This window comes from Streptomyces niger, assembly GCF_000718305.1.
Classification (GTDB): domain Bacteria; phylum Actinomycetota; class Actinomycetes; order Streptomycetales; family Streptomycetaceae; genus Streptomyces; species Streptomyces niger.
This window is the reverse complement of record NZ_JOFQ01000001.1, coordinates 723,962-749,100: the sequence shown is the minus strand read 5'-3', so window position 1 is coordinate 749,100 and position 25,139 is coordinate 723,962. Positions and strand designations below refer to the sequence as shown.

The 25,139-nt window shown below is 70.7% G+C and carries 22 protein-coding genes; 16 read left to right on the top strand and 6 right to left on the bottom strand.

Annotation, left to right across the window (positions count from 1 at the left end; genetic code table 11):
- Window positions 1–91: 91 nt before the first annotated feature.
- The 4 genes from IF20_RS03370 to IF20_RS03355 all read left to right on the top strand — a co-directional run bounded on the left by IF20_RS03370 (window position 92) and on the right by IF20_RS03355 (window position 3,469).
- Window positions 92–1,783, top strand: a complete 1,692-nt coding sequence (locus IF20_RS03370) for a glycoside hydrolase family 13 protein (protein WP_052863348.1) — start codon at window positions 92–94, stop codon at window positions 1,781–1,783.
- 241 nt (window positions 1,784–2,024) lie between these two features.
- Window positions 2,025–2,621, top strand: coding sequence for an AAA family ATPase (locus IF20_RS03365; RefSeq protein WP_199896460.1), 597 nt, complete (start codon window positions 2,025–2,027; stop codon window positions 2,619–2,621).
- Between the two features lie 73 nt (window positions 2,622–2,694).
- Window positions 2,695–3,153, top strand: a complete 459-nt coding sequence (locus IF20_RS03360; RefSeq protein WP_052863347.1) for an NUDIX hydrolase — start codon at window positions 2,695–2,697, stop codon at window positions 3,151–3,153.
- An 85-nt stretch (window positions 3,154–3,238) separates the two neighbouring features.
- Complete coding sequence (locus tag IF20_RS03355; RefSeq protein ID WP_052863346.1) at window positions 3,239–3,469, top strand: hypothetical protein; 231 nt, start codon at window positions 3,239–3,241, stop codon at window positions 3,467–3,469.
- A 251-nt stretch (window positions 3,470–3,720) separates the two neighbouring features.
- Here the strand turns inward: IF20_RS03355 and IF20_RS03350 are convergent, their stop codons facing one another.
- Entirely contained in the window at window positions 3,721–4,719 is a 999-nt protein-coding gene (locus tag IF20_RS03350; protein WP_052863345.1) for a LacI family DNA-binding transcriptional regulator, read from the bottom strand.
- 173 nt (window positions 4,720–4,892) lie between these two features.
- On the opposite strand from IF20_RS03350, the gene IF20_RS03345 reads away from it, so the two are divergent.
- The 10 genes from IF20_RS03345 (at window position 4,893) to IF20_RS03295 (ending at window position 16,158) form a co-directional block, all read left to right on the top strand.
- Window positions 4,893–6,707, top strand: a complete 1,815-nt coding sequence (locus IF20_RS03345; protein WP_052863344.1) for a glycoside hydrolase family 2 protein — start codon at window positions 4,893–4,895, stop codon at window positions 6,705–6,707.
- A 158-nt stretch (window positions 6,708–6,865) separates the two neighbouring features.
- Window positions 6,866–8,224: an ABC transporter substrate-binding protein gene (locus IF20_RS03340; RefSeq protein WP_052863343.1), complete on the top strand. Its 1,359-nt coding sequence runs from the start codon at window positions 6,866–6,868 to the stop codon at window positions 8,222–8,224.
- 23 nt (window positions 8,225–8,247) lie between these two features.
- The gene (locus IF20_RS03335) at window positions 8,248–9,159 is read left to right on the top strand and encodes a carbohydrate ABC transporter permease (protein WP_110943739.1); all 912 of its coding nucleotides are present in this window, start codon (window positions 8,248–8,250) and stop codon (window positions 9,157–9,159) included.
- 1 nt (window position 9,160) lies between these two features.
- Window positions 9,161–10,105, top strand: coding sequence for a carbohydrate ABC transporter permease (locus tag IF20_RS03330; protein ID WP_052863341.1), 945 nt, complete (start codon window positions 9,161–9,163; stop codon window positions 10,103–10,105).
- A gap of 1,331 nt (window positions 10,106–11,436) precedes the next feature.
- On the top strand, window positions 11,437–12,261 hold the full coding sequence (locus IF20_RS03320) for a HipA family kinase (protein ID WP_052863339.1): 825 nt from the start codon (window positions 11,437–11,439) through the stop codon (window positions 12,259–12,261).
- Window positions 12,258–12,653 carry a DUF3037 domain-containing protein gene (locus tag IF20_RS03315; protein ID WP_052863338.1) on the top strand — a complete coding sequence of 132 codons (396 nt, stop codon included), beginning with the start codon at window positions 12,258–12,260 and terminating at the stop codon, window positions 12,651–12,653. The genes IF20_RS03320 and IF20_RS03315 overlap by 4 nt, the downstream gene beginning before the upstream one ends.
- Window positions 12,654–12,903: 250 nt before the next feature.
- Complete coding sequence (gene fabG / locus IF20_RS03310; RefSeq protein WP_052863337.1) at window positions 12,904–13,665, top strand: 3-oxoacyl-ACP reductase FabG; 762 nt, start codon at window positions 12,904–12,906, stop codon at window positions 13,663–13,665.
- Between the two features lie 138 nt (window positions 13,666–13,803).
- Window positions 13,804–14,556, top strand: a complete 753-nt coding sequence (locus IF20_RS03305; protein ID WP_052863336.1) for an SDR family oxidoreductase — start codon at window positions 13,804–13,806, stop codon at window positions 14,554–14,556.
- Between the two features lie 288 nt (window positions 14,557–14,844).
- Window positions 14,845–15,522 (top strand): uracil-DNA glycosylase, encoded by a 678-nt coding sequence (locus tag IF20_RS03300; RefSeq protein WP_052863335.1) that lies wholly within the window; start codon window positions 14,845–14,847, stop codon window positions 15,520–15,522.
- 150 nt (window positions 15,523–15,672) lie between these two features.
- Window positions 15,673–16,158, top strand: coding sequence for a hypothetical protein (locus IF20_RS03295; RefSeq protein ID WP_052863334.1), 486 nt, complete (start codon window positions 15,673–15,675; stop codon window positions 16,156–16,158).
- 180 nt (window positions 16,159–16,338) lie between these two features.
- On the opposite strand, the gene IF20_RS03290 is transcribed toward IF20_RS03295, so the two are convergent.
- Window positions 16,339–16,854, bottom strand: a complete 516-nt coding sequence (locus IF20_RS03290; RefSeq protein ID WP_052863515.1) for a DinB family protein — start codon at window positions 16,852–16,854, stop codon at window positions 16,339–16,341.
- A gap of 282 nt (window positions 16,855–17,136) precedes the next feature.
- On the opposite strand from IF20_RS03290, the gene IF20_RS03285 reads away from it, so the two are divergent.
- Complete coding sequence (locus IF20_RS03285) at window positions 17,137–18,039, top strand: Gfo/Idh/MocA family protein (RefSeq protein WP_052863333.1); 903 nt, start codon at window positions 17,137–17,139, stop codon at window positions 18,037–18,039.
- A 52-nt stretch (window positions 18,040–18,091) separates the two neighbouring features.
- Here IF20_RS03285 and lnt read toward each other — a convergent pair whose 3' ends face one another.
- The 4 genes from lnt to IF20_RS03265 all read right to left on the bottom strand — a co-directional run bounded on the left by lnt (window position 18,092) and on the right by IF20_RS03265 (window position 24,580).
- Complete coding sequence (lnt, locus tag IF20_RS03280; RefSeq protein ID WP_052863332.1) at window positions 18,092–19,699, bottom strand: apolipoprotein N-acyltransferase; 1,608 nt, start codon at window positions 19,697–19,699, stop codon at window positions 18,092–18,094.
- Window positions 19,700–19,859: 160 nt separating this feature from the next.
- Window positions 19,860–20,375: a nuclear transport factor 2 family protein gene (locus IF20_RS03275; protein ID WP_052863331.1), complete on the bottom strand. Its 516-nt coding sequence runs from the start codon at window positions 20,373–20,375 to the stop codon at window positions 19,860–19,862.
- Between the two features lie 140 nt (window positions 20,376–20,515).
- A complete protein-coding gene (locus tag IF20_RS03270) occupies window positions 20,516–22,405 on the bottom strand; it encodes an ABC transporter ATP-binding protein (protein ID WP_052863330.1) in 1,890 nt (629 codons plus the stop codon).
- Window positions 22,406–22,549: 144 nt separating this feature from the next.
- Window positions 22,550–24,580, bottom strand: a complete 2,031-nt coding sequence (locus IF20_RS03265; protein ID WP_110943738.1) for a heavy metal translocating P-type ATPase — start codon at window positions 24,578–24,580, stop codon at window positions 22,550–22,552.
- 172 nt (window positions 24,581–24,752) lie between these two features.
- Here IF20_RS03265 and IF20_RS03260 point away from each other — a divergent pair, with 172 nt between their 5' ends.
- The gene (locus IF20_RS03260; RefSeq protein WP_052863329.1) at window positions 24,753–25,130 is read left to right on the top strand and encodes an ArsR/SmtB family transcription factor; all 378 of its coding nucleotides are present in this window, start codon (window positions 24,753–24,755) and stop codon (window positions 25,128–25,130) included.
- Window positions 25,131–25,139: the final 9 nt, after the last annotated feature.

Here is a 25,139-nt window from a genome sequence, read left to right as displayed (position 1 = left end):
GCGCCCCCGTTCCCGCTGACGGCCGTATCCGGCCGGCCCCACCTGTCCGCACCCCCGCACCCATCTGGGCACCCGCCCGAGAGGTTCACTGATGCCCCGCCACGATTCCCCCGCCCGCTCCTGGCACGACGCCGACTGGTGGCGGCAGGCCGTCGTCTACCAGATCTACCCCCGCAGCTTCGCCGACTCCGACGGCGACGGCATCGGCGACATCCCCGGCGTCACCTCTCGACTGCCCTACCTCGCCGACCTCGGCGTGGACGCCGTCTGGCTGAGCCCGTTCTACCCCTCGCAACTCGCCGACGGCGGCTACGACGTGGCCGACCACCGCGACGTCGACCCCCGTCTCGGCACCCTGGAGGACTTCGACGAGCTGGTCGGCGAAGCCCGTCGGCTCGGCCTGAAGATCATGGTCGACATCGTTCCCAACCACTCCTCCGACCAGCACCCGTGGTTCCGAGAAGCGCTCGCAGCCGAACCCGGATCGGCCGCCCGCGAACGCTACGTCTTCCGTGACGGCCGTGGCGAGGACGGCGAACTGCCGCCCACCGACTGGCCTTCCAGCTTCGGCGGCCCGGCCTGGACACGGGTGCCGGACGGCCAGTGGTACCTCCATCTCTACGCACCCCAGCAGCCCGACTTCAACTGGGACCATCCCGAGGTCCGCGAGGACTTCCACGACATCCTGCGGTTCTGGTCCGACCGGGGTGTCGCCGGATTCCGCGTCGATGTCGCGCACGGCCTCGCCAAGGACCTGCGCGCACCGTTGCGCGACCTCGGGGAGCGGCAGAGTTACCAGCCCGACGCCCTGCCGGCCGACGGCAGTCATCCGCTGTGGGACCGCGACGCGGTGCACGAGATCTACCGCGGCTGGCGCCAGGTCTTCAACGCGTACGACCCGCCGCGCTTCGCCGTCGCCGAGGCCTGGGTGCCCGCCTCGCGACGGGCGGCCTACGCCTCAGCGGACGGGCTGGGCCAGGCGTTCGACTTCGACTTCCTCGGCGCACGGCTCGACGCCGCTGCACTGCGCGCCACCATCGGCACCGCCCTCGCCGGCGCCCGCAGCGCGGGGACGACCAGCACCTGGGTGCTCTCCAACCACGACGTGGTACGGCACGTCTCGCGCTACGCCCTGCCCGGCGACCACACCAAGTACGACATCGAGGCGTGGCTGCTCACCGACGGCCGGGAACCGGCTCCCGACCTGCCGACGGGTGCGCGCAAGGCACGCGCCGCGACGCTGCTGATGCTGGCGCTGCCCGGGTCCGCGTACCTCTACCAGGGCGAGGAGCTGGGGCTGCCCGAGGTCGCCGACCTGAGCCGTGCGGATCTACGAGACCCGATGTGGGTACGCAGCGACGGACGTGTCAAGGGCCGCGACGGCTGCCGGGTGCCGCTGCCGTGGAGTCGTGAGGGCGCGAACTTCGGCTTCGGCCCCGGTGGCTCGTGGCTGCCGCAGCCCGCCGACTGGGGCCGGTACGCGGCGGACGCGCAGAGCGGTGACAAGGAGTCCTTCCTGGAGCTGTACCGCGAAGCTTTGCGCTTGCGCCGCACGCTGGTCACGGACGAGGCGCTGGAGTGGGTCGGCTCGCAGGAGCAGACCCGCCAGGGGCTGCTGCACTTCGCACGCGCCGGCGGCTGGCACACCGTCAGCAACCTCTGCGGCGAGCCGGCCCCGCTGCCACGGGGTGAGGTGCTGCTCGCCTCCGGCCCGCTGACCGGTGACGAGCTCCCGCCGTGGACCACCGTCTGGCTGCGGACCGGGGCCGTGTCCGATCGCTGAGCAGCGGTGTTCGCCGGAGGTACTCGGCGTGCCGCAGCAGTGCACGGTCGGCGCGGGCGCCGCATGGCGGTGAGCTCAGGGCGGATCGCCAGGCCGGAGGGTCTCGTCGGTCCGTCGTGACTGCTGGGGCGTGTCCGACGTGATACTCCGGCCGTAGATCGTCATGTTGTGGGCGGGGGGATCAGGAGACCGGATCGATATCGGGTCGCGTGAGGTGGTCGACCGCTGGCACGCTGCCCCCATGAATCATGCAGAAGTGCTGCTCATCGGAGGACGAGCTGGTGTCGGCAAGACGACGGTGGGGTGGGAGGTTTCGGCACTACTGCGCTCCGAGGCAGTCGCTCACGCGATCATCGATGGTGACTTCATGGGGCAGGTGCATCCGGCTCCGAAGGGAGACCCACACCGCGCGGAGATCACCGAGAGCAATCTGACGGCCGTGTGGGCGAACTTCGCCCAGCGCGGCTACCGACGCCTGATCTATACGAACACCATGAGTGTGCTGCCGGAGATGACCGGCATGTTCGAGCGCGCCATGGGAGCCGGAGTGGAGATCATACGAGTCTTGCTCACCGCCTCCGATGAAACCGCCCACGAGCGGCTGGTGGGACGAGAACTCGGATCAGAGCTGGCGCAGGAGCTTGGAGCAAGTGCCCGAAAGGCACGGCTCCTGGACCGGCGGGCCCCTGCGGAGACCGTGCGAGTGGCGACGGACGGACGGCTCGTCGTTGACATCGCCCGAGAGGTGGTTGCCGCCACCGGTTGGGGGACCACCCGCGACGGAGGCATCCGAGCCATCAACAGTCAGGCACACCTTCCCGTCGACAGCTCTCAGTAGTCGAGGCCGGCGAACTCCGGGCGGGCGGCGTGCTACGTTCCGAATGCCCCGGTCAGCCGCCGTGAGGACCGATATGCGATACACACCGCCGCTGTGGCCCGTCTCCGTGAAGGGCGTCGCTCTCGACGCGCAGCACCGTGTGCTGCTGCTCCGCAACGAGCGGGAGGAGTGGGAACTCCCGGGTGGACGCCTGGAGGTGGGCAACGCGGACACCGGTCAGCTCCCGGACCTCAGCCCGGAGGCCGCGGTGGCGCGCGAGGTGCAGGAAGAGACGGGCTGGGAGGTCAAGACCGGCCCCCTGCTGGATACCTGGATCTACGAGCCGATCCCCGGTCGTCGCGTCCTGATCGTCACCTACGGCTGCACCGTCGGCACGCCGGAGGCAGAGCCAGTGATCAGCCACGAGCACAAGCAGATCGGCCTCTTCCGCCGGGACGAGGTACCGGGGCTGACCATGCCCGAGGGCTACAAGCAGTCGATCGCCACCTGGTACGCCCGACTCGACGGAGCCGATCCCCGCAGCGAGACGTAGTAGGGCGACCATGGCGCGGAGAGAGGGCACGGAGCGACGCGGAAGCCCCGAGGCCACCGACGCCCGCTCGGGTCAACAGTCTCCGATGGCTCCGTACGCGCTGTGGCACCGGGCCACACCGCAGGCCGAGGCGGTACTCGCGACCGGCGAACCGGGACCGATCCTGCGCCTCTTCCGCGCCGTGCACGGCATGAACCGGACCGTGCTCGGCGAAGTCCTCGGCTACGACAAGACCAGCCGAGCCGACATGGCCAGCCGCCACGATCTTGATCTTGTCAGCGGCGCCGCTCGCCGCGCCTGGTCCGAGGGGCGCTGAAACGGCCCGGTCGGCGGCCCGGCGGTGACACTGTGACGGTCCTCAAGGGGTGAGTCCGGGCTCGCTGCTGCGTAACCCGAGCTTATCTGCGTACTCCGCCCCACTTTGTATCCGGGCCGGAAAATATCCATGGATCGGGCGCGGAAAGACCAGTTGTGGAGGGGCCGGTGCCGGCCATCTCACGTCGCTCGACAGCGCCGTGCACGGGAGGAGTTCCCTGGGGACAGGCACGCTCCATGCCGATGCGGCGTTCAGCAGCCGGCGGTGCTCTCCCTGACGACCAGACGGTGCGCCACACAGCGTTCCTCCACGGGTGGGAGAGGTACTGCCGAGCCGCTGGAAACGCGCATCAGGAGGAGTTCCAGCGCTGCCCGAGCCAGTGCGGCTTTGTCAGGAGCAACCGTGGTGAGGGAGGGAATGCTGAATCGACCTGCCTCGATGTCGTCGAATCCGCAGACCGCCACGTCGTCGGGCGTTTTGAAGCCTCGCTCGTGCAGAGCGCGGATGGCCCCGAGCGCCAAATGGTCGTTGAGGCAGAGAAGCGCGTCGGGGACGGCCCCGCGGTCAGCCAGCGCGGCGGCGGCACGCGCACCGTCCAGCCAGTGAAAAGCGTCGACCGGTACGACCAGGTCGGGATCGAACGGCAGCCCGGCCGCCTCCAGGGCCTGCCGGTAACCCTGCGTCCGGAGCCGATCCGTGCCGCTCGCCGGGTCGAGGCGACCGCCCACCACTGCGATGCGCCGGTGACCGCCGGCCAGCAGGTGGGCGGTGGCTTCCCGGGCGGCGGCGACGTTGTCGATGCCGACATGGTCCCGTGCTTCGGTGGTGTCCCGCTCGCCGAGCAGAACCACCGGCAGGCCGCGGTCGGCTGCGCGCAGATCGTCCGGCAGCAGGGCGAGCGGGCTGATGATCACGCCGTCGACGAAGTCGGCGTCGAAGCCGTGCAGGGCAGAGGTCTCCCGGTCACGTCGGCCACCGGTCTGGTGGATGAGGACGGTGTGAGACCGCTGCTCGGCCGCCGCCACGACGTGCGCCGCGAGTTCGGAGAAGTACGCGACGTCCAGCTCGGGCACGACCAGGGCGATCATGCCGGTGCGGCCTTGCCGCAAATGACGGCCGGCGAGGTTGACCCGGTAGCCGAGAGCGTCGATGGCCTCCTGCACCGCCCGGCGAGTCTTGTCCGAGACGTGCTCGTACTGGTTGATGACGTTGGAGACCGTCTTCTGCGAGACCCCCGCGTACTCGGCCACGTCTTTGATCCTCGGCCTGCCTGCCGCCACGTTGCATGTCCTTCCGTTGCGTTGATCGTACCGAGCGTGACCACACTGCCAGGCCGCCGCGTCAAGTAGCCACCTGGCTATTTACATCGATGTACATCGCGTGGTGGCATGTCCGCCAACACAGCGCCACCCCAAGGAGCAGCATGGCCGCGCCCGCCAACCAGCCCAGGCCGGAGTACCCGCGCCCGCAGTTCGTCCGCGAACGGTGGCAGTGCCTCAACGGCGAATGGGAGTTCGAGATCGACCGTTCCGACAGCGGCCTGGAACGGGGCATGCCGGGACGGACGCTCAACCACGCGATCACCGTGCCGTTCTGCCCGGAATCCGCGCTTTCCGGGATCAACGACACCGACTTCCTGGAGGCGGTCTGGTACCGCCGGACCATCACCATCCCCGCCGCGTGGGCCGGTGACCGAGTCCTGCTGCACTTCCAGGCCGTCGACCACGACACCACGGTGTGGGTCAACGGAGTGGAGGTCGCACGTCATCGCGGCGGCTTCACTCCCTTCACCGCCGACCTGGACGGAGTGGTGAGTGCCGGCCAGGAGGCCGTCGTCGTCGTGCGGGCCCGCGACACCCGCCACGGCCCACAGGCACGGGGCAAGCAGGCCACCTGGTACGCCAATTCACACTGCCACTACACACGCACCACGGGCATCTGGCAGACGGTGTGGCTGGAGCCCGTACCCCGCGCGGCCCACCTCCGGCGACCACGCATCACCCCCGACCTCGCCGGCGGCGCCTTCCACATCGAGATGCCGCTGAGCAGCAACCCGCCCGGCCACACCGTGCGCGCCACGCTGTCCGACGGAGAGGGCGAGGTCACCCGGGCGGAGGCACGCGCCGACCTCGACCTGTGCCCGCGCCTGACACTGCCGGTGCCCCCGAAGAGGCAACGATCGTGGTCCCCGGCCGATCCGCACCTCTACCAACTGCGGCTGGAGCTCCTCGACGAGCACGGACACACGGTGGACACCGCCCGCTCCTACGCGGGCCTGCGCTCCATAGCCATGCGCGGCAAGCAAGTGCTGCTCAACGGCGAACCACTCTTCCAGCGACTCGTACTCGACCAGGGCTACTACCCGGACGGCCTCATGACCGCCCCGAGCGACGAGGCCCTGGTGCGCGACATCGAACTGGCGCTGAACGCCGGATTCAACGGGGCGCGACTGCACCAGAAGGTCTTCGAGGAGCGATTCCTCTACCACGCCGACCGGCTCGGCTACCTGGTCTGGGGAGAATTCGGTGATTGGGGCTGCGAGACCGGCGTACGCGACGACAACCAGCAGCCCGGCGCCTCCTATGCCGCCCAGTGGGTGGAAGCGGTCGAGCGGGACTACTCCCACCCCTCGCTCATCGGCTGGTGCCCACTCAACGAGACCTACCAGCGGCTGCACGACCGCATCACTCAACTCGACGACGTCACATGGTCGATGTTCCTGGCCACCAAGGCAGCCGACAGCACTCGCCCGGTGATCGACGCATCCGGCTACGCCCACCGTGTGCCGCACACCGACATCTATGACTCGCACTGCTATGAGCAGGACCCGCAAGCCTTCGCGAAGCTCATGTCCGGGCTGGCGGAGGACCGGCCGTACATCAACGCCGGCCCCGACGGCTCCCAGTGGTCCGTTCCCTACCGCGGCCAGCCCTACTTCTGCAGCGAGTTCGGCGGCATCTGGTGGGATCCGCAGGCGGAAGCCGAGAGCGGCGAGCAGCCGGAGACGTCGTGGGGGTACGGCCTACGGCCCCGGACCGAGGAGGAATTCCACGACCGCTTCGGCGGCCTGGTCGCCGTCCTGCTCGATGACCCCAACATGTTCGGCTACTGCTACACGCAGCTGACCGATGTGTTCCAGGAACGCAACGGTGTCTACCGCTTCGACCGCACCGAAAAGCTCGATGTCACCCGTCTGCGAGAGGCTCAGCAGCGTCCCGCAGCCATCGAGCAGCACTAGAACCAAGTCCTCAAGCGTACGCCGAGGATCAGCGTACGCCGAGGACCTTCGAAAGCGGGCACGGCCGCGCGCCCCCGAGCGGCCGTGCCCGCACCCCAGCACTGCACTGCTCCAGGGGACGGGCGAAGACGCCCGTCCGCCTACCGATACGGAGTGCCATGCCCCCTCACTCGTTTCCTGCCCTCTCCACCTGGCCCAAGAACGGCACGCCCGGCCGGCGCCGGTTCCTCCGCGGCGCCCTCACGGGTGCTGCTGCCGCACTCGCCGGGACCTCGATCACCTCCTGCGGCACCGCGGCGGCAGCTGGAGACGGAACACTGCACTTGTGGGATCTGTTCAGCGGCGCTGACGGAGCTCTGCTCAACGAGATGATCGACCAGGCCCGACCGGCCATGGGCCATCTCACCGTCGAGCGGACCGTGCTGGAGTGGGGGCCGCCGTACTACACCAAGCTGGCCATGGCCTCTGCGGGCGGGCGGGGCCCCGACCTTGCCATCTGTCACCTGTCACGGCTCGCCGGCTACGCACCGACCGGCCTGCTCACCCCTTGGAACGTCGACCTGCTGAGCGAGTACGGCGTTCAGCCCGACGACTTCACCGAGGCCGTCCGGGCCCGCACCGGTGCACAGGGCAAGACCTACGCCATTCCCCTCGACACGCATCCCTTCATCACCTTCTACCACCCCGACCTGGCCGACCGGGCCGGCCTGCTGGACAAGGACGGCAAGCTCGACCTCGACGCCTTCTCCTCACCTCAAGGATTCCTGCAAGCGAGCCGGGAGCTCGCCCGGGCAAGCGGAAAACAGGGCGTCGCCTTCGGTTACGTCACCGACGCCGCACAACTATGGCGACTGTTCTACGGCTTGTATCGGCAGACAGGCGCCGACCTGAAGCTGCGGCCCGGTGGCCGAGCCGAAGCCGACCCGGACAAGATGACCCAGGTCATTGAGTTCATGACGAAACTCATCGACGGCAAGGTCAACCCCGGGCGGCTCGACTACGCCTCGTCCATCGCCGCCTTCGCCAACCGGCAGACCGGGATGATCCTGTCCGGGGAGTGGGAACTGGCCACCTTCCGTGCCGCCGACCCCAAGGTGGGAGCGGCGACATTTCCCACCGTCTTCGACAAGCCGGCCGTCTACGCCGACGCCCACTCTTTCGTGCTGCCGCGACGACCTGACGTTCCCCCCTCACAACTGACCCGCGCCCACCGTTTCGTCGCGGCCGTCCTCAAGGCCGGGCAGACCTGGGCGAAGGCCGGTCACATCCCCGCCTACCAACCGGTCACACGAACCAGCGCCTACCGCAGACTTTCCCCGCAGACCGATTACCTCAACGCACAGGACCACGTGGTGTTCGACCCACCCGCCTGGTTCACCGGCGCCGGCTCCGACTTCCAGAACACGATGTCCCAGATCCTGCAGACCGCGGTGCTGGGCAACGTGGCTCCCGACCGAGCGGCCCGCAGCATGCTCCGCCGTGCCGACACCTTCCTGTCCAAGCCCGACCCGGCATGAACCGCGGCATAGGAGAAACAACGATGTCCGCACCCACCACCCCCGCCGCCGGTTCACCACGTGAACACCGTGCACGTCTGCGCATCTCGCCAGGGTTGTGGTTCGCCCTTCCCTTCCTGGTCCTGTTCGTGGGCTTTCTCGTATGGCCCCTCATCCAGGGGCTCTGGATGAGCTTGACCGATGCCTCCTTGTCGGCACGCGCCGGTCAGTTCATCGGCTGGGACAACTACGCCGAAGCGCTCGTCGACGCCGAGATGTGGCGTGCCATCGGCAACACCCTCCTGTTCACCGCACTGTCCACCGTGCCCTTGGTCGCGGTGGCCTTCGTGATGGCGATCCTGGTGTACACAGGACTGCCCGGACAGTGGGCCTGGCGGCTGGCCTTCTTCGCGCCGTACCTGCTCCCTGTAGGGGTTGTCGCCCTGCTGTTCCTCTGGCTGTACCAGCCGGACCTCGGCCTCTACAACCAGCTGCTCGCCGCGGTGGGCGGGGAGGGGGTCGCCTGGCTGAGTGATGAATCCGTTGCCATGTGGTCGATCGTGTTGACCACGTTGTGGTGGACGGTGGGGTTCAACTTCCTGCTCTACCTTGCCGCACTGCAATCGATCCCGGACCACCTGTACGAGGCGGCGGCGCTCGACGGCGCGGGGGCGTGGCGCCGGCTGTGGTCGATCACCCTGCCGCAACTGCGCCGGACCACAGCAATGATCACCATTCTCCAGATCCTCGCCTCGTTGAAGGTCTTCGACCAGGTCTACCTGCTGAGCAAGGGCGGGCCCAACGGCTCCACCCGCCCCGTCATCGAGTACATGTATGACGTGGGATTCACCGGCTACCGACTGGGTTACGCCTCTGCTGTCAGCTACGTCTTCTTCGCGATCGTCATCGCCATCTCGATCGCCCAGTTCGCCGCCTTCCGCCGCAAGGAGAGCTGACATGGCCGTCACCGAAGCCCCACGACGGACGACAGCGACCACCGCGTCCGCCAGGCCGCGGCCCATGGGGGCGCGACGGGCGCGCACGACGGCCAACAGCAGCTCCCACCACATCCTCGGAGACGGCCCGCTGCCGCGCATACTGGCGCTGAGCGCGCTGGGAGTCATGGCCGCGCTGTGGTTGCTGCCCCTGGGCTGGGCCCTCTTCACAGCACTCAAATCGGAACAGGACGCCAGCAACGCGGACCACTGGTTCTGGCCTCAACACGGCTTCACCCTCGATGGCTTCCGTACCGTCATCGAGCGGGGGGACCTTCCCCTGTGGATGTTCAACAGCCTGCTCATCGCCTCGGTCGTCACGATCATCACCGTGGCGATATCCGCCCTGGCTGCCTACTCCTTCTCGCGCACGCTGTTCCGGGGCCGCAAGCTGTGGATGACCGCGACCGTCGCCGCGATCCTCGTGCCACCGCAGCTGCTGATCGTTCCCTGGTTCCAGCAGATGCTGTCGCTGGGCCTGGCCGACACCTACGCCGCGGTCATCCTGCCGCAGACGGTGGCACCCGTCATGGTCTTCATCCTGAAGAAGCACTTCGACGGCATCCCTCGGGAGCTGGAGGAGGCCGCGCGGCTCGATGGCGCGGGCCACTTCCGCACCTTCTGGTCAGTCATCCTGCCGCTCTCCCGCCCCATGCTCGCAGCAGTGGCCATCTTCGTGTTCATCGGCGCGTGGAACAACTTCCTGTGGCCGTTCGTCTCGACCTCCGACCCGAACCTGATGACGCTCCCGGTCGGTCTGACCTCGGTGAAGAACGCCTATGGCATCCAATACGCGCAGACGATGGCTTCCGCAGTGCTCAGCAGCCTCCCTCTCATCGTGATGTTCATGTTCTTCCAGCGGCACATCGTGAAGTCCGTCGCCACTGCCGGCCTCGGCGGTCAGTAGAGCGGGACAACTACGGCACACTCGCCCGCCGGCGATGCCGCTCAAGAGCGGGCCCAGAAGTGCGGTACGCAGTTGCACGCAAGAGCGACAGACGCCGGCCGAGGCAGGGAGTGAACTGGTGTTCTCGGCATTACCCGATCCGGTACGCCACCTGGGGCTTCAGCCGCTCCTCCGACGCGATTAAGGTCCTGGCGAGCGCATCCGCGCCGTCCCTCTCGTAGGCACCAGCCCCTCGACCACGAGGCCCGGCGCCATGGCTGCCGACTGTCTGGCCGAGACCAGGCATTCCCTGTCGGTTCGTTCGTGAAGTCGTCGCAAACATGTCCAAGGAGTTTTCGCTGACGTATTCAGTGAGTCGGATCCGTCGCCTCCCACCGGCACTGACCACCGACCTACCGGTGCTGGTCATGCTCGTGGCGTGCTTCATGCTGGTGCCTTTGTACTGGTCCCATATCGTGACAGGGGTGGCGTTGGTTGTCCTCACGGCGACTCACCTGTGGACACGCCGCGGAAGAGTCACTCAACTGCTGCGGGGGGACCGGCGTACGGCATCGCGCAGAGGGAGGCGGCGGGGCGGGTACACGCTCTTCCTCCTCGCGGCACTGCTCATGACGGCGACCGGTGGGATGCGCTGGGCGGGGAAGCCGCCGGACGAAACCGGCCACGCAGCGGTAAGCACCATGCTCGTCGTGGCGGCCGTGCTGCACCTTTGGGTGAGCCGGCGCGCGTTGCGAGCCCGCTTGCGCGTCAAGCCCACGGCGCGCGCCCGGACGGTGGACCGCCATCGAACGCGGTGACGTACCAGAGCGGCTCAACCCATGCGGTCCTTCGTCAGCCGACTTGAACGCGATCAGACCGGTACGGGCGGCCAGGCGTGCCAGGCGGTCTGTTCCTGTCCCGTCCTCGGCCATGAGGCGGAAGTGCCGCAGCAGGAAGGAGCCGATGCCGTGGACGCGGATCCCGGCCGCGGCCTGATGGGAGACGAGCAGGTCGCTGATGAGGCGGCCGGCGCGGGCACGTTGCCTCCAGCCATGGAAGGACTGTTACCGCCACCGGGCCACGGACAACGACGCCCAGGCGCTGAGCAGTGATGCGGGCTGCGCCAGGGAGAGGCGTTCGGCATCGGCTCGGAGGACATCGACCGGGCGCGGGGCATCCTGCATGTCCGGAAGCAGCAGGTGCAGGCCCTGAACGGGCTCTGCGGCCGTAACTCTCCAGCTACTCCCCAGAGCCCCAGAGCCTCCCCAGGGGTTCAGGGCGGATCGGCAGGTCGGAGGGCCTTGTCGGTCCGGCGTGATTTCTGAGGTCGGGCGGGCGGATAGCCTGGGGAAATGCTTACAGAAGTCATTGCGACTCGATATGTGACACCCCTCAGGGAGGGTGGATCGCTCCCCGGGATCGTCGAGGGAGACGACCTGGGTACTTATGTCATGAAGTTCACCGGGGCCGGGCAGGGGCGGAAGACGCTGGTTGCCGAGGTGGTGTGTGGGCAGCTGGGGCGGCGGCTCGGGTTGCGGGTGCCGGATCTGGTGCGGATGCAGCTGGATCCCGTGATCGGGCTGAGCGAGCCCGATCAGGAGGTTCAGGAGCTGCTCAAGGCCAGTGGCGGGCTGAATCTGGGGATGGACTACCTGCCGGGGTCGCTGGGGTTCGATCCGCTCGCGTTCGAGGTGAGCGCGCGCGAGGCGGGCCGCGTGGTGTGGTTCGACGCGCTGATCAACAACGTCGACCGGTCGTGGCGGAATCCGAATCTGCTGGTGTGGCACGGTGAGCTGTGGCTGATCGACCACGGGGCCACGATGATCTGGCACCACAACTGGCCGGGTGCGGAGAAGGCGGCCGTGAAGCCGTATGACGCGTCGGATCATGTGCTGGCCACCTTCGGGCCTGATGTGGCGGCCGCGGCCGAGGAGCTGGCGCCCAAGGTGACCGAGGAGCTGCTGACCGAGGTCGTGGCGGACGTGCCGGACGAGTGGCTGGTGGACGAGCCGGGGTTCGCATCGGCCGAGGAGGTGCGGCAGGCGTACGTGCGGACGCTGGCCGCCCGGGCCGGTGTGATCAGCGAGAACATCAAAGTCGGGGAGCGTACGGAGGACAGGCCTTCGCAGGCGCCGGAATGGCTGGCCGGAAAGTTGCCGCGGAGGGCAGTGAAGTGAGCGGACTGCACAACGGACGGGACGTCTTCGAGTACGCGCTGCTGCGGATCGTGCCCAGGGTCGAGCGCGGCGAGATGATCAATGCGGGCGTGGTCGTCTACTGCCATGCGCGGCGCTTCGTGGAGGCGCGTACGCATCTGGATGAAGCGCGGCTGCGGGCGCTTGACCCGACGGTGGACGTGGAGGGTGTACGAGCCGCGCTGCATGCCGTCGAAGGGGTCTGTCACGGTGGCGAGCGGGCCGGACAGGCGGCCGGTGAGGACGTGGGGCGGCGGTTCCGGTGGCTGATCGCGCCGCGCAGCACCATCGTGCAGCCCGGGCCGGTGCACACCGGGCTGACGGCCGACCCCGGTAAGGAAGCGGAGCGGCTGCTCGATCTGCTGGTGCGGTGAGTGACAGCGGCAGCGGCAGTGGCGATGGCAGTGGCGGGCGGGTGCGTGACCTCCGGGATCTTTGCGGCCTCTGGGGCCTTCGTGCCCGCTCGCGCCGGTCGATGTCGCAGGTGAGGTGTGCAACGGCGGGCTACGGGGCGTTGACAGCGGATGGCCTGGCTTCTAGCGTCAGCTCTGCTGAAGCGACTAAGCGGTTGCTCACCTGCCTTCCGGGAGCGGTGAGCCGCTTTCGAGGTGAGGAGAACCCCGCATGTCCACCACCGAGCAGCGCGTAGCCATCGTGACGGGTGCCGCCCGCGGTATCGGCGCCGCCACCGCCGTGCGCCTGGCCGCCGAGGGCCGCGCCGTCGCCGTACTCGACCTGGACGAGGCCGCCTGCAAGGACACCGTCGAGAAGATCACCGCGGCCGGCGGCAAGGCCATCGCGGTGGGCTGCGACGTGTCGGACTCGGCGCAGGTGGAGGCCGCCGTCGCGCGCGTCGCGAACGAGCTGGGCGCGCCGACCGTGCTGGTCAACAACGCGGGCGTGCTCCGCGACAACCTGCTGTTCAAGATGAGCGACAGCGACTGGGACACGGTCATGAACGTGCACCTGCGCGGCGCGTTCCTGATGTCCCGCGCCTGCCAGAAGCACATGGTGGACGCCAAGTTCGGCCGGATCGTGAACCTCTCCTCCAGCTCCGCGCTCGGCAACCGCGGCCAGGTCAACTACTCCGCCGCCAAGGCCGGTCTGCAGGGCTTCACCAAGACGCTCGCCAAGGAGCTCGGCAAGTTCGGCATCACCGCCAACGCCGTCGCGCCCGGCTTCATCGTCACCGACATGACCGCGGCCACCGCCGAGCGGGTCGGCATGGGCTTCGAGGAGTTCCAGGCCGCGGCCGCCACCCAGATCCCGGTTCAGCGCGTCGGCAAGCCGGAGGACATCGCCAACGCGATCGCGTTCTTCACCGGCGAGCAGGCCGGCTTCGTCTCCGGCCAGGTCATGTACGTGGCCGGCGGCCCGCTCAACTGACGTTCCCGCACGTCGTGGACGGCCGGCGACTGCCGCCGGCCCACCGCGACGTACGGCCGGCCGACGGCACCTCGCCGGCCGGCCGGATGCGGCCCACCGACGGGACACGGTCAACCGACGCCAGGAGATCCAAGAAACATGACTGAGCAGGACAACGCCAAGGTCGCCCTCATCACGGGCGCCAGCCGCGGCATCGGGTACGGCGTCGCCGAGGCCGTGCTCGCACGCGGCCACCGCGCCGTGATCACCGGCCGCAACGAAGACGCCCTCAAGGAAGCCGTCGACAAGCTCGGCGTGGACCGGGTGATCGGCGTCGCCGGCAAGGCGCACGACGAGGCGCACCAGGCGGCCGCCGTGGAGCGGGCCATGGAGGCCTTCGGGCGGGTCGACTACCTCGTGAACAACGCCGGTACCAACCCGGTCTTCGGGCCGATGGCAGAGCTGGACCTCGCGGTCGCCCGCAAGGTGTACGAGACCAACGTCGTCTCCGCGCTCGGCTTCGCCCAGCAGACCTGGAAGGCGTGGCAGAAGGACAACGGCGGGGCGATCGTCAACATCGCTTCGATCGCGGGCATCTCCGCCTCGCCGTTCATCGGCGCGTACGGCATGAGCAAGGCCGCGATGATCAACCTCACGCAGCAGCTCGCCCACGAGTTCGCGCCCACTGTGCGGGTGAACTCCATCTCGCCCGCCGTGGTCAAGACCAAGTTCGCGGCCGCGCTGTACGAGGACCGCGAGGCGGAGGCGGCGGCGCAGTACCCGATGGCGCGGCTCGGCGTGCCGCAGGACGTCGGCGGGGCGGCCGCCTTCCTGCTGTCCGACGACGCGGGCTGGATCACGGGCCAGAACCTGGTGATCGACGGCGGGCGCTTCCTGAACGCGGGGGTCTGAGCGCTCGGGTTCGCGGCTCTCCGCGGCTCGCCGGCCTCTCCGCGGCTCGCCGGCCTCTCCGCGGCTCGCCGGCTTCTGCCTGCCGGTGGCGACGGTCCTGCGGGCCGCCGCCACCGGCTGTTGCCGTACCCGGGAGTGAGTGCGAAGTCGGCAGGCCGGGGCGGGCCGGCGGCACCCGGCGGGCGGCGTTGTCAGTGGCCGCCGGTAGGTTCGGATGCTGCAGGGAAAGACGCAGAACCACACCGAACCACGCCGAACCACGCGGAACCACCGGAGGTCGTTGACGTGATGCCCGACATGCTGCCCGAATCCTGGCGCGGCGTACTCGGCGAAGAGCTGACCAAGCCCTATTTCCAGGAGCTGACGGCCTTCGTGGAGGAGGAGCGCGCCCGGGGCCCGGTCTACCCGCCGCGCGAGGAGGTCTTCGCCGCGCTGGACGCCACGCCGTACGACCAGGTGAAGGTGCTGGTTCTCGGCCAGGATCCGTACCACGGCGAGGGCCAGGGGCACGGGCTGTGCTTCTCGGTGCGCCCCGGGGTCAAGACCCCGCCGTCCCTGCGCAACATCTACAAGGAGATGCACGACGAGCTCGGTACGCCGATCCCCGACAACGGTTACCTGATGCCGTGGGCCCGGCAGGGGGTGCTGCTGCTGAACGCGGTGCTGACGGTGCGGGCCGGCGAGGCCAACTCCCACAAGGGCAAGGGCTGGGAGAGGTTCACCGACGCGGTGATCAGGGCGGTGGCGGACCGGCCCGATCCGGCGGTGTTCGTGCTCTGGGGGAACTACGCCAAGAAGAAGCTGCCGCTGATCGACGGGCAGCGGCACGTGGTCGTGCAGGGTGCGCATCCCTCGCCGCTCTCCGCGAAGAAGTTCTTCGGCTCGCACCCCTTCACCCAGATAAACGACGCGGTCGCCGCCCAGGGCCACACCCCCATCGACTGGCGCATTCCCGACCTCGGCTGAGTGTCCGGTCACCCGTCACCGCTGCCCGGTGGCACCGCCGCTCCGGTGGCACCTCGCTCCGTCCGGACCGCTCGCCGTGCCGGGGGAGCGGGGCGCGGTTAGCGTCGGGAGTGCAGTCGGCGAGGCGGCGTACGGACGCGGGAGAGCGCAGTGGCACAGAGGCGGCAGGGGGCGACGGCCGAGCACGCCGTCCTGACCAGGATCGGACAGGCCGTCATGTTGCACCGGGGCGGCGACCGGGAGGAGGCCCGCTCGCGGATGACCGCGCTGTGGCAGGAGCTCGGCCCGTCCGCCGATGCGTACCAGCGCTGCGCGCTCGCCCACTACCTGGCCGACACCCAGGACAGCCCGCTGGAGGAACTGCGCTGGGACCTGCGGGCCCTGAGTGCCGCTCAGGGGGTCCGGGGGCACGCGGACGCCGGGCGCACCGAGCTGCGGGCGCTGCTGCCCGCGCTCCATCTCGACCTCGCGGCGGATTACGCGCGGCTGGCCCGGCACCCCGAGGCGCGCTGGGAGCTGGGCCGGGCCCGTACCGCGCTGGACGCGCTGGAGGACGACCCGCACCGCCAGGGCATCCGCGCCGCCGTCGAACGCCTCCAGCGCCGCCTGGACCGCGCGGGCGGCCCGCGCGCGTAGCGCCGACGCGCCTGGCGTCGGCCCCGTGCCGGACGCCGGTCTCGGGAAAGCCGGTTGCGGGGACGGACGGGGACGGGGGCGGGTGCGCGTACGGGGAGGCGCCCATGCTTTGCCAGGCGCCGATTCCTGCACAGCCGGGCGCCGGTCGGGTATGCGTGCGGCGCCGGGGGTGGTGTGGGGTCAGACGCCCGTGTCGCCGTCGATGCGTTCGCGGAGGAGGTCGGCGTGGCCGTTGTGGCGGGCGTACTCCTCGATCATGTGCAGGTAGATCCAGCGCAGCGTCAGTTCCTTGCCCGGCAACCGGTCGGGTGCCGGCTCGTCCAGGACGCGCCCCTCGGCGGCCTTCGTGGCCAGCTCCACCTCCGTCTGCCAGGTGGCCAGGGCCTCGGCCGCGGTGTCCTGCTCACCGAAGTGCCAGTCGTGGTCCCAGTCCTCCTCGTCGCAGTAGAGCCACGGGAGGTCCTCGCCGGTCATGATCCGCCGGAACCAGTGCCGCTCCATCTCGGCCATGTGGCGCAGCAGGCCGAGCAGGGTCAGCTCGGAGGGTGGCACCGAGGGGGTGCGCAGCTGTTCTTCGGTGAGCCCCGTGCATTTCACGGCCAGGGTCGCGCGGTGGTAGTCCAGCCAGCGCACCACCTGTGTGAGTTCGTCGCCGGTGCCGGTGGGTACGGCGCGTGCTGGATCGGATGTTGTCATGCCGCTCAGCATGGCCGCTGCGGTGCGCGCTGACCCGGTTTTTCCTGGTTCGGCCCGCACGGCCCGCAATTTTGCGCCAGCCTGTCGGAAGGGGATGCGGTGGACGCCTCGGGCTGCTCCGGAGGCGCGAGCCGGCAGCGCGTGCCTCGCGCCCGAGACCGACCCCCGCCCGAGACCGGCCCCCACCCGGCGCCGTCCGAGGCCGTCGCCCGGCCGCGTAGGCTCGGACGCTCAGCGACGCCGGCCTCTTGGCCCGGCCCGATACCTCAGAGGTGAAGCACTGTGAAGCTAGGCTGCATCGGCCTCGGTGACATCGCACAGAAGGCGTATCTGCCGGTGCTCGGGGCGCAGCCCGGGGTCGAGCTGCACGTGCAGACCCGTACGCCCGCCACCCTGGAACGGGTCGCCGACACCCTCCACCTGCCCGCCGCGCAGCGCCATGCCGACCTGGAGTCGCTGCTCGAGGCCGGGCTGGACGCGGCGTTCGTGCATGCGCCGACCGGGGCGCACCCGGAGATCGTCGGTCGGCTCGTCGAAGCCGGTGTGCCGACCTATGTCGACAAGCCGATTTCTTACCATTACGACGAGAGCGAGCGGATCGTTCGCCGGGCGGCGGACCGCGGCGTCAGCCTGGCCGTCGGCTTCAACCGCCGCTACGCGCCCGCGTACGCGCAGTGCCTGGAGCACCCGCGCGAACTGATCCTGATGCAGAAGAACCGGGTCGGACTGCCCGAGGATCCGCGCACGCTGGTGCTGGACGACTTCATACACGTCGTCGACACGCTGCGGTTCCTGGCGCCGGGGACCGTCGACCAGGTGCACGTACGGGCCCGGATCCGGGACGGGTTGATGGAGCACGTGGTGCTGCATCTGGCCGGTGACGGGTTCTCCGCCATCGGCACCATGAACCGGGTGAGCGGTTCGGCCGAGGAGATCCTCGACGTCTCGGGGCAGGACACCAAGCGGCAGGTCGTCAACCTCGCCGAGGTGATCGACCACAAGGGGCAGCCGAGCCTGCGGCGGCGCGGCGACTGGGTGCCGGTCGCCCGGCAGCGCGGCATCGAGCAGGCGGTGCTGGCCTTCCTGGACGCCGTGCGCGCCGGGAAGCTGCTGACCGCCGAGGACGCGCTCCGTACCCACGAACTCTGCGAACGAGTGATCAGCGAGGCGCTGGACAACGAGTGATCACCGAGGCGCTGAACAGCGGGTGATCATCCAGGCGCCGAACAGCGCGCGATCACCGAGACGCTGGACAACGAGTGTCGTCCGTCCCGGTGAGGCGGCCTCCGGCCCCGCTGCCGCCCGGCCCCGCCGACCGGCTCCGTACCGCCCGTACCCCCGCGCCCAGGCAGTGCAGCGCGATCGCGAGGAGGGCGGCGTACAGGGGCCAGTCGCCGAGCCGGACGTACGGGCTGGTGCCGTGGGCCAGGGGGACGTCGTAGACGGCGGCGATGGCGCGGTCGGTGCCCAGGCGGGGGCCGACCTGCTCGCCGTGCGGACCGTGGACCGCGCTGACCCCCGTCAGCGTCGCGTGCACCATCGGCCGCCAGGTCTCCGCGGCACGCAGTGCGGCCAGCGAGGCGTGCTGCGCGGGGGCCCAGCTGTCCTGGAAGGAGGAGGTGGCGGACTGCGCGACCAGGATGCCCGCACCCTGGCGGACCAGCCGGCGGCTCATGTCGGGGAACGCCGTTTCGAAGCAGATGAGGGGGCCGAAGCGCAGGCCGTCGCCGGCCGGCCCCGTTGCCATGACGACCTGGCGCGTGCCGCGGTGGCGGTCCTCCGTGGCGGCCTTGCCCACGCTGGTGGCCCAGCCCAGTATCGAGCGGGCCGGTACGTACTCGCCGAACGGCACCAGGCGCATCTTGTCGTAGCGGTCGCCGGTCGGGCCGTGCGGACCGATCAGCACGGACGACTTGTAGATACCGGGGCGGTCGGCGCGCCGGGCGTCCACGTTGACCAGCAGGTCGGCGTCCACCTCCCGGGCGAGTGCGGCCAGCCGGGCACGTAGGTCCGGGCGGTGGGTCAGGTCGGCGCCGACGCTGCTCTCGCCCCAGACGACCAGGTCCACGCCGCGGCCCGCCAGGCGGCGGGTGAGCTCCTCGCCGCGCGCGAACCGGGCGTCCGGGCCGTTCACCATGCCCGCCTGGACCACCGCGATCCGGGTCGTGCCGGCGGGCTGCGGGCGCGGTGTCCACAGCCAGCCGGCGCCCGCCGCGACGGCGATCGTCAGCAGCCCGGCGAGCGCGGCCCGCCACGCGGTGCGGGCCAGCACCAGCGCGGTGTTCACCGCGACGAGCAGCAGCGTCAGCAGCCAGACACCGCCGAGGGAGGCGAGCCGCAGCGCCGGCGCCACCTGCCACTGGCTCGCGCCGAACACGCCCCACGGCCCGCCCAGGTACTCCCAGGAGCGGACCAGTTCGATGACCAGCCAGCCGGACGGTACGAGGACCAGTGCTGCCGCGCACCGGGCCGGTCCGGGGCCGCGGGTGCCGGTTGCCGTGGGGCGGTTCCGCAGCAGGTCGCGGACGAGGAGGCCCCAGGGGGCCCAGAGCGCGCCGAGCAGCGCGGCCAGGACGAGGAGGAAGACGTGCAGGCTGGGCAGCAGCCAGTGGTGCACCGCGAGCATGAAGGCGGTGCCGCCCAGCCAGCCCTCCAGCGCGGCGCGCCGCGGCGTGGCGGCCGTGGCGAGCAGAGCCAGCCAGGGGACCAGTGCGACGTACGCGAGCCACCAGAGGGCGGGCGCGGGGAAGCACAGGGCCGGCAGCGCGCCCGCCACCAGCGCGGCGATGGCGCGCCACCAGGGGGAGCCGGGGCTCCCGTCCTCTCGGCCGGCCGGGCGGCGCATACCGTGTGCCCCCTCTCGGGCCGGGCCCTTGTGGGTCGGCCCCTCTCGGGTCGGACGCCCAGTGTGCGCCACGACAACGATCAGGCACAGGGGGCGCGGCGACCCTCGCTCGGAGGAAGCCGTGCGGAGGACGTCCCCCTATGTCTTGATCACGAGCGGCTCACCCCTTCGGCACCGCTCCGACCTGGCGCCACTTCTCGTGCACGACGACCTCCGCCAGGCGCCAGCCGTCCGCGGTGCGGCGGGCGGTGAAGGAGTAGCGGCCGGCACAGGTGTAGTTCGGCACGAGCGCGGCGTGGCCGCGCGGGTCCTCGGCGGGCAGGTCCGTGGCGGGCGGGGCCGACGGGTCGGCGAGCCGCATGGGGTTGAGGTAGTCGGCCCGTACGGTGGCGGTGTCGCCGGGGGCGCCGTCCCGGGTGTCCAGTGTGATCCGGCGGTTGACGATCAGGTGCTGGCGGACGGGGAAGTGGCGCATCATGTCCGCGAGCCAGGCGGCGATCTCTTCCCAGCCGCCTTCGATGCCGCCGGCCGAGCGGTAGTCCGCCCGGCCGTCCTTGGTGAACAGTTGCCGGTAGGCGGCCCAGTCGCCGTCGTCGACGGCTATGGCGTAATCGGTGACGAGGTCGTCGATCGCGAGGCGGTCCATGACGGTCGAGTGTTCAGCGCGCTGAGTCACCCTTCGAGTGTTCGGCATCGGCCGGTCGCCGCCAAGGGGCGGGACCGGCCGGTGACGCCGTACGTGTCGGGAGATGCGCCACCTGAGGCGGCGTCCTCGTCGGGCACCGGCCGTAAGTGGCCGCGCGCCCGGCGCCGTGGTCAGTTCGCCGCCGCCTTCTGTTCCGCCGGGGACTCGGCGAACTGGGTGCGATACAGCTCCTCATAGCGCCCGCCCGCCGCGAGCAGCGACTCGTGGCTGCCGCGCTCCACGATCCGGCCGCCTTCGAGGACGAGGATGAGGTCGGCGGAGCGTACGGTGGACAGCCGGTGGGCGATCACCAGGGACGTGCGGCCCGCCAGCGCCTCGGACAGCGCTTCCTGCACCGCCGCCTCCGAGGTGTTGTCCAGGTGGGCGGTGGCCTCGTCCAGGATGACCACCCGGGGGCGGGCCAGCAGCAGGCGGGCGATGGTCAGCCGCTGGCGTTCGCCGCCGGAGAGCCGGTAGCCGCGTTCGCCGACGACGGTGTCCAGGCCGTCCGGCAGCGAGGCGATCAGCCCGTCCAGCCGGGCTCGGCGCAGCACGTCCCACAGCTCCTCCTCGGTGGCCTCGGGCCGGGCCAGCAGCAGGTTCTCGCGGAGCGAGTCGTGGAAGAGGTGGCCGTCCTGGGTGACCATGCCGAGGGTTTCGCGCAGCGAGGCGGCCGACAGGTCGCGCACGTCCACGCCCCCGATGCGTACGGCGCCCTCGTCCGTGTCGTACAGCCGCGGCAGCAGCTGCGCGATGGTGGACTTGCCCGCTCCCGAGGAGCCGACCAGGGCGATCATCTGGCCCGGTTCGGCGCGGAAGGACACGCCGTGCAGGACCTCGTCGCCGCCCCTCGTGTCCAGCGTCGCGACCTCTTCGAGGGAGGCCAGGGAGACCTTGTCGGCGGCCGGGTAGCCGAACCGTACGTTGTCGAACTCCATCGCCAGCGGGCCGTCGGGTACCGGGCGGGCGTCCGGCTTCTCGCTGATCAGCGGCTTGAGGTCCAGCACTTCGAAGACCCGCTCGAAGCTCACGAGGGCGCTCATGACTTCGACGTGGGCGCCGGACAGCGCGGTCAGCGGGGCGTAGAGCCGGGTCAGCAGCAGCGCGAGGGAGACGATTGCGCCGGGGCCCAGGACGCCGCGGAGCGCGAGATAGCCGCCGAGCCCGTAGACGACGGCCAGGGCGAGCGCGGAGACGAAGGTGAGGGCGGTGACGAAGAACGTCTGCACCATGGCGGTACGGACGCCGATGTCCCGCACCCGGCTCGCCCGTGCGGCGAATTCGGCGGACTCGCGCTCGGGCCGCCCGAAGAGCTTGACCAGCGTGGCACCGGGCGCCGAGAACCGCTCGGTCATCTGCGTGCCCATCGTGGCGTTGTGCGTGGCGGCCTCCCGGCGCAGCTGCGCCAGGCGCCGGCCGACGCGCCGGGCCGGCAGCACGAACACCGGCAGCAGTACGAGGGCGATCAGGGTGATCTGCCACGACAGGGCCATCATCACGACCAGCGTGAGGACCAGCGTGACGAGGTTGCCGACGACTTGGGAGAGGGTGTCGCTGAACGCCCGCTGCGCGCCGATGACGTCGTTGTTGAGGCGGCTGACCAGGGCGCCGGTGCGGGTACGGGTGAAGAAGGCGACCGGCATGCGCTGCACGTGGTCGTACACGGTCGTGCGCAGGTCCAGGATCAGGCCCTCGCCGATCGTGGCGGAGAGCCAGCGGGTCACCAGGCCGAGGCCCGCCTCGGCGACCGCGATGGCGGCGATCAGCCCGGACAGGCCGAGCACCAGCCCGGTGGAGGAGCGGTGCTCGATCGCGTCCACGACCCGTCCCGCGAGCAGTGGAGTGGCCACGGCCAGCGTGGCCGTGACCGTGCTGAGCAGCAGGAACGCGACGAGGTTGCGCCGGTGCGGGCGGGCGAAGGCCGCGATGCGGCGCACCGTCGCGCGCGAGAAGGGACGCTTGTCCTGTTGCGCGGTCAGGGAGCTGTGCATCGAATGCCAGGCGGCGACTTCCATGTCCATCGCGGTCCTCCGGGTGCGTGGTCATCCGTCGCGGTCGGGATGACCGGCGACACCTCAGGAAGCTATGACCTCAACCAATGTTGAGGTCAATTGCTTCCCCGGAAGAGCGGGGCGTGTTCCGGTACGCGGAGACGCCGCCGAGCTTCAGTGCGCCTCCGCCGCGCGCCGCCACGCCGCCGTACGCAGCAGCCGCAGCCCGTTCAGCCCGACCACGACGGTCGAGCCCTCGTGGCCCAGCACGCCCAGCGGCAGCGGCAGGTGGCCCACCAGGTCCCAGACCACCAGGCCGCCGATGCACACCGACGCGATGACGAGGTTCTGGAGCACCAGCCGCCGGGCGCGCCGGGAGAGCGCCACGACGGTGGGCACCGCGCCGATCTCGTCCCGGACGACCACCGCGTCGGCGGTCTCCAGCGCCAGGTCCGAGCCGGCCCGGCCCATCGCCACGCCGCTGTCGGCGGCGGCCAGCGCGGGTGCGTCGTTGACCCCGTCGCCCACGACCAGGACCCGCTCACCCCGCTCCTGCCAGGCGCGTACGGCCGCCACCTTGTCCTCGGGGAGCAGCCCGGCGCGTACGTCGGTCAGCCCCGACTCGTCGGCGGTACGGGCGGCCGTACGGGCGTTGTCACCGGTCAGCAGGGCGGGCTCGGCGCCGGTCAGGGCGCGCAGCCGGGCGACGGCGCGGGGCGCGCCGGGGCGCAGCCGGTCGGCGAGCGCGAGCACGGCGGCGGGCGCGCCGTCGATCAGCACGACCACGGCGGTGTGGCCGTCCTCCTCGTGCGCCGTGACGGCCTGACGGGCGGCCGCGTGCCCGGCGGCCTCGTACCCGGCGTCGGCCTTTCGGGCCGCTGCCGAGCCGTCCGCACCCTCGGCCGTCAGCAGGCCCGCTGGGCTGCCGACCTCGACCGTGCGGCCTGCCACGCTCGCGCGGACGCCGCGGCCCGGCACGGAGGAGAAGTCCGCCGCGTCCGCCGGGCGCAGGCCGCGGTCGCGGGCCGCGGTGACCACGGCGCGGGCGAGCGGGTGCTCGCTGGGGAGCTCGGCAGCGGCGGCGGCCGCCAGCGCCTCGTCCTCGCCGAAGCCGGACAGCGCCTGAACGGCGGCGACCCGCGGGGCGCCCTCGGTGAGGGTGCCGGTCTTGTCCATCGCGACGCGGCCGACCGAGCCCAGCCGCTCCATCGCCACCGCCGACTTCACCAGGACGCCGTGCCGGCCGGCGTTGGCGATGGCGGAGAGCAGGGGCGGCATGGTGGCCAGCACGACCGCGCAGGGGGATGCCACGATCATGAAGGTCATGGCGCGCAGCAGCGTCGCGGTGAGGTCCGCGCCGAAGGCCAGCGGAATCGCGAAGAGCGCGAGGGTGGCCACCACCACGCCGACGGAGTACCGCTGCTCGATCTTCTCGATGAACAGCTGGGTCGGCGCCTTGGTGCCGCTCGCCTCCTCGACCATCGTCACGATGCGGGCGATGACCGACTCGGAGGCGTCCGCCTCGACGCGGACGCGCAGGGCGCCGGTGCCGTTGAGGGTGCCCGCGAACACGGTGTCGCCGGTGCGCTTCTCGACGGGCAGCGGCTCGCCGGTGATGGACGCCTGGTCCACCTCGCTCGCGCCGTCGAGCACGGTGCCGTCGGCCGGCAGCCGCTCGCCGGGGCGGACCAGGACGGTGTCACCGACCGCCAGCGCGGTGGCGGCCACGGTCTCCTCGCCGGCCGCGGTCAGCCGTACGGCGGTGGACGGCGCGAGGTCCAGCAGGCCGCGTACGGAGTCCTCGGTGCGCCGGGTGGCCAGCGCCTCCAGCGCGCCCGAGACGGCGAAGATCACGATCAGCAGCCCGCCGTCGAGGTACTGGCCGATCGCGGCGGCGCCGATCGCTGCCACGACCATCAACAAGTCGACGTCGAGGGTGCGTTCGCGCAGCGCGGTCAGGCCCGCCCAGCCCGGTTCCCAGCCGCCCGCCGCGTAGCACACGGCGTACAGCGGCCCCCACGCCCAGGCGGGGGCGCCCGCGAGGTCGAGCGGGAAGGCGATCAGGAAGGCGAGCGCGGCGAGCGCCGCCCAGCGGACCTCGGGCAGCGCGAGCAGCCGGGTGCGGCGGGGGAGCGCCGCGGGGGCCGGTGGCGCGGGAGCGGTGGCCGCGGCGGCCGTGTGCTCGTCGGCCAGCGTGGGAGCCATGAGAGACACCTCGGAAGCGGGTTCGTGCCCGGGTGGGGACCCAAGGCACGAGGGTGCGGACGGGGACGTGGAACCACGTACGCATGAAGAGGTCTTCATTCGTACGCGTCGCCGCCACCATAACCGAATACATGAAGAGGTCTTCAAATATGCTGGTCGTTACGATGGGCGCATGGGACATGGAGTCGACGCCCGGGTCACGCCGGCCGAGCACCTGGACGCGGAGTCCGCCGCGACCATCGCCGCCACGCTGCAGGCGCTGGCCACGCCGTCACGGCTGATGATCCTCACCCGGCTCCGGCAGGGCGCCTGCCCGGTGGGGGAGCTGGCCGAAGCGGTGGGCATGGAGCAGTCGGCCGTCTCCCACCAGCTGCGGCTGCTGCGCGCGCTGGGTCTGGTCACCGGCGCCCGCCGGGGCCGCCGCATCGTCTACAGCCTGTACGACAACCACGTCGCCCAGCTCCTCGACGAGGCCGTCTACCACATCGAGCATCTCCGCCTGGGCGCCCGCGACCTGCCCTCCGACGACGAAGCGGCCGAGCGGGACTGAACCCCGCCC

What these genes read in the sequence shown, in the direction of transcription:
- IF20_RS03260 (WP_052863329.1), top strand. Translation starts at nt 24,753, where the DNA reads ATGGGACATGGAGTCGACGCCCGGGTCACGCCGGCCGAGCACCTGGAC.
- IF20_RS03365 (WP_199896460.1), top strand. Translation starts at nt 2,025, where the DNA reads ATGAATCATGCAGAAGTGCTGCTCATCGGAGGACGAGCTGGTGTCGGC.
- IF20_RS03340 (WP_052863343.1), top strand. Translation starts at nt 6,866, where the DNA reads ATGCCCCCTCACTCGTTTCCTGCCCTCTCCACCTGGCCCAAGAACGGC.
- lnt (WP_052863332.1), bottom strand. Translation starts at nt 19,699, where the DNA reads ATGCGCCGCCCGGCCGGCCGAGAGGACGGGAGCCCCGGCTCCCCCTGG.
- IF20_RS03270 (WP_052863330.1), bottom strand. Translation starts at nt 22,405, where the DNA reads ATGGACATGGAAGTCGCCGCCTGGCATTCGATGCACAGCTCCCTGACC.
- IF20_RS03355 (WP_052863346.1), top strand. Translation starts at nt 3,239, where the DNA reads ATGGCTCCGTACGCGCTGTGGCACCGGGCCACACCGCAGGCCGAGGCG.
- IF20_RS03320 (WP_052863339.1), top strand. Translation starts at nt 11,437, where the DNA reads ATGCTTACAGAAGTCATTGCGACTCGATATGTGACACCCCTCAGGGAG.
- IF20_RS03330 (WP_052863341.1), top strand. Translation starts at nt 9,161, where the DNA reads ATGGCCGTCACCGAAGCCCCACGACGGACGACAGCGACCACCGCGTCC.
- IF20_RS03360 (WP_052863347.1), top strand. Translation starts at nt 2,695, where the DNA reads ATGCGATACACACCGCCGCTGTGGCCCGTCTCCGTGAAGGGCGTCGCT.
- IF20_RS03345 (WP_052863344.1), top strand. Translation starts at nt 4,893, where the DNA reads ATGGCCGCGCCCGCCAACCAGCCCAGGCCGGAGTACCCGCGCCCGCAG.
- IF20_RS03265 (WP_110943738.1), bottom strand. Translation starts at nt 24,580, where the DNA reads ATGGCTCCCACGCTGGCCGACGAGCACACGGCCGCCGCGGCCACCGCT.
- IF20_RS03370 (WP_052863348.1), top strand. Translation starts at nt 92, where the DNA reads ATGCCCCGCCACGATTCCCCCGCCCGCTCCTGGCACGACGCCGACTGG.
- IF20_RS03305 (WP_052863336.1), top strand. Translation starts at nt 13,804, where the DNA reads ATGACTGAGCAGGACAACGCCAAGGTCGCCCTCATCACGGGCGCCAGC.
- IF20_RS03300 (WP_052863335.1), top strand. Translation starts at nt 14,845, where the DNA reads ATGCCCGACATGCTGCCCGAATCCTGGCGCGGCGTACTCGGCGAAGAG.
- fabG (WP_052863337.1), top strand. Translation starts at nt 12,904, where the DNA reads ATGTCCACCACCGAGCAGCGCGTAGCCATCGTGACGGGTGCCGCCCGC.
- IF20_RS03335 (WP_110943739.1), top strand. Translation starts at nt 8,248, where the DNA reads ATGTCCGCACCCACCACCCCCGCCGCCGGTTCACCACGTGAACACCGT.
- IF20_RS03290 (WP_052863515.1), bottom strand. Translation starts at nt 16,854, where the DNA reads ATGACAACATCCGATCCAGCACGCGCCGTACCCACCGGCACCGGCGAC.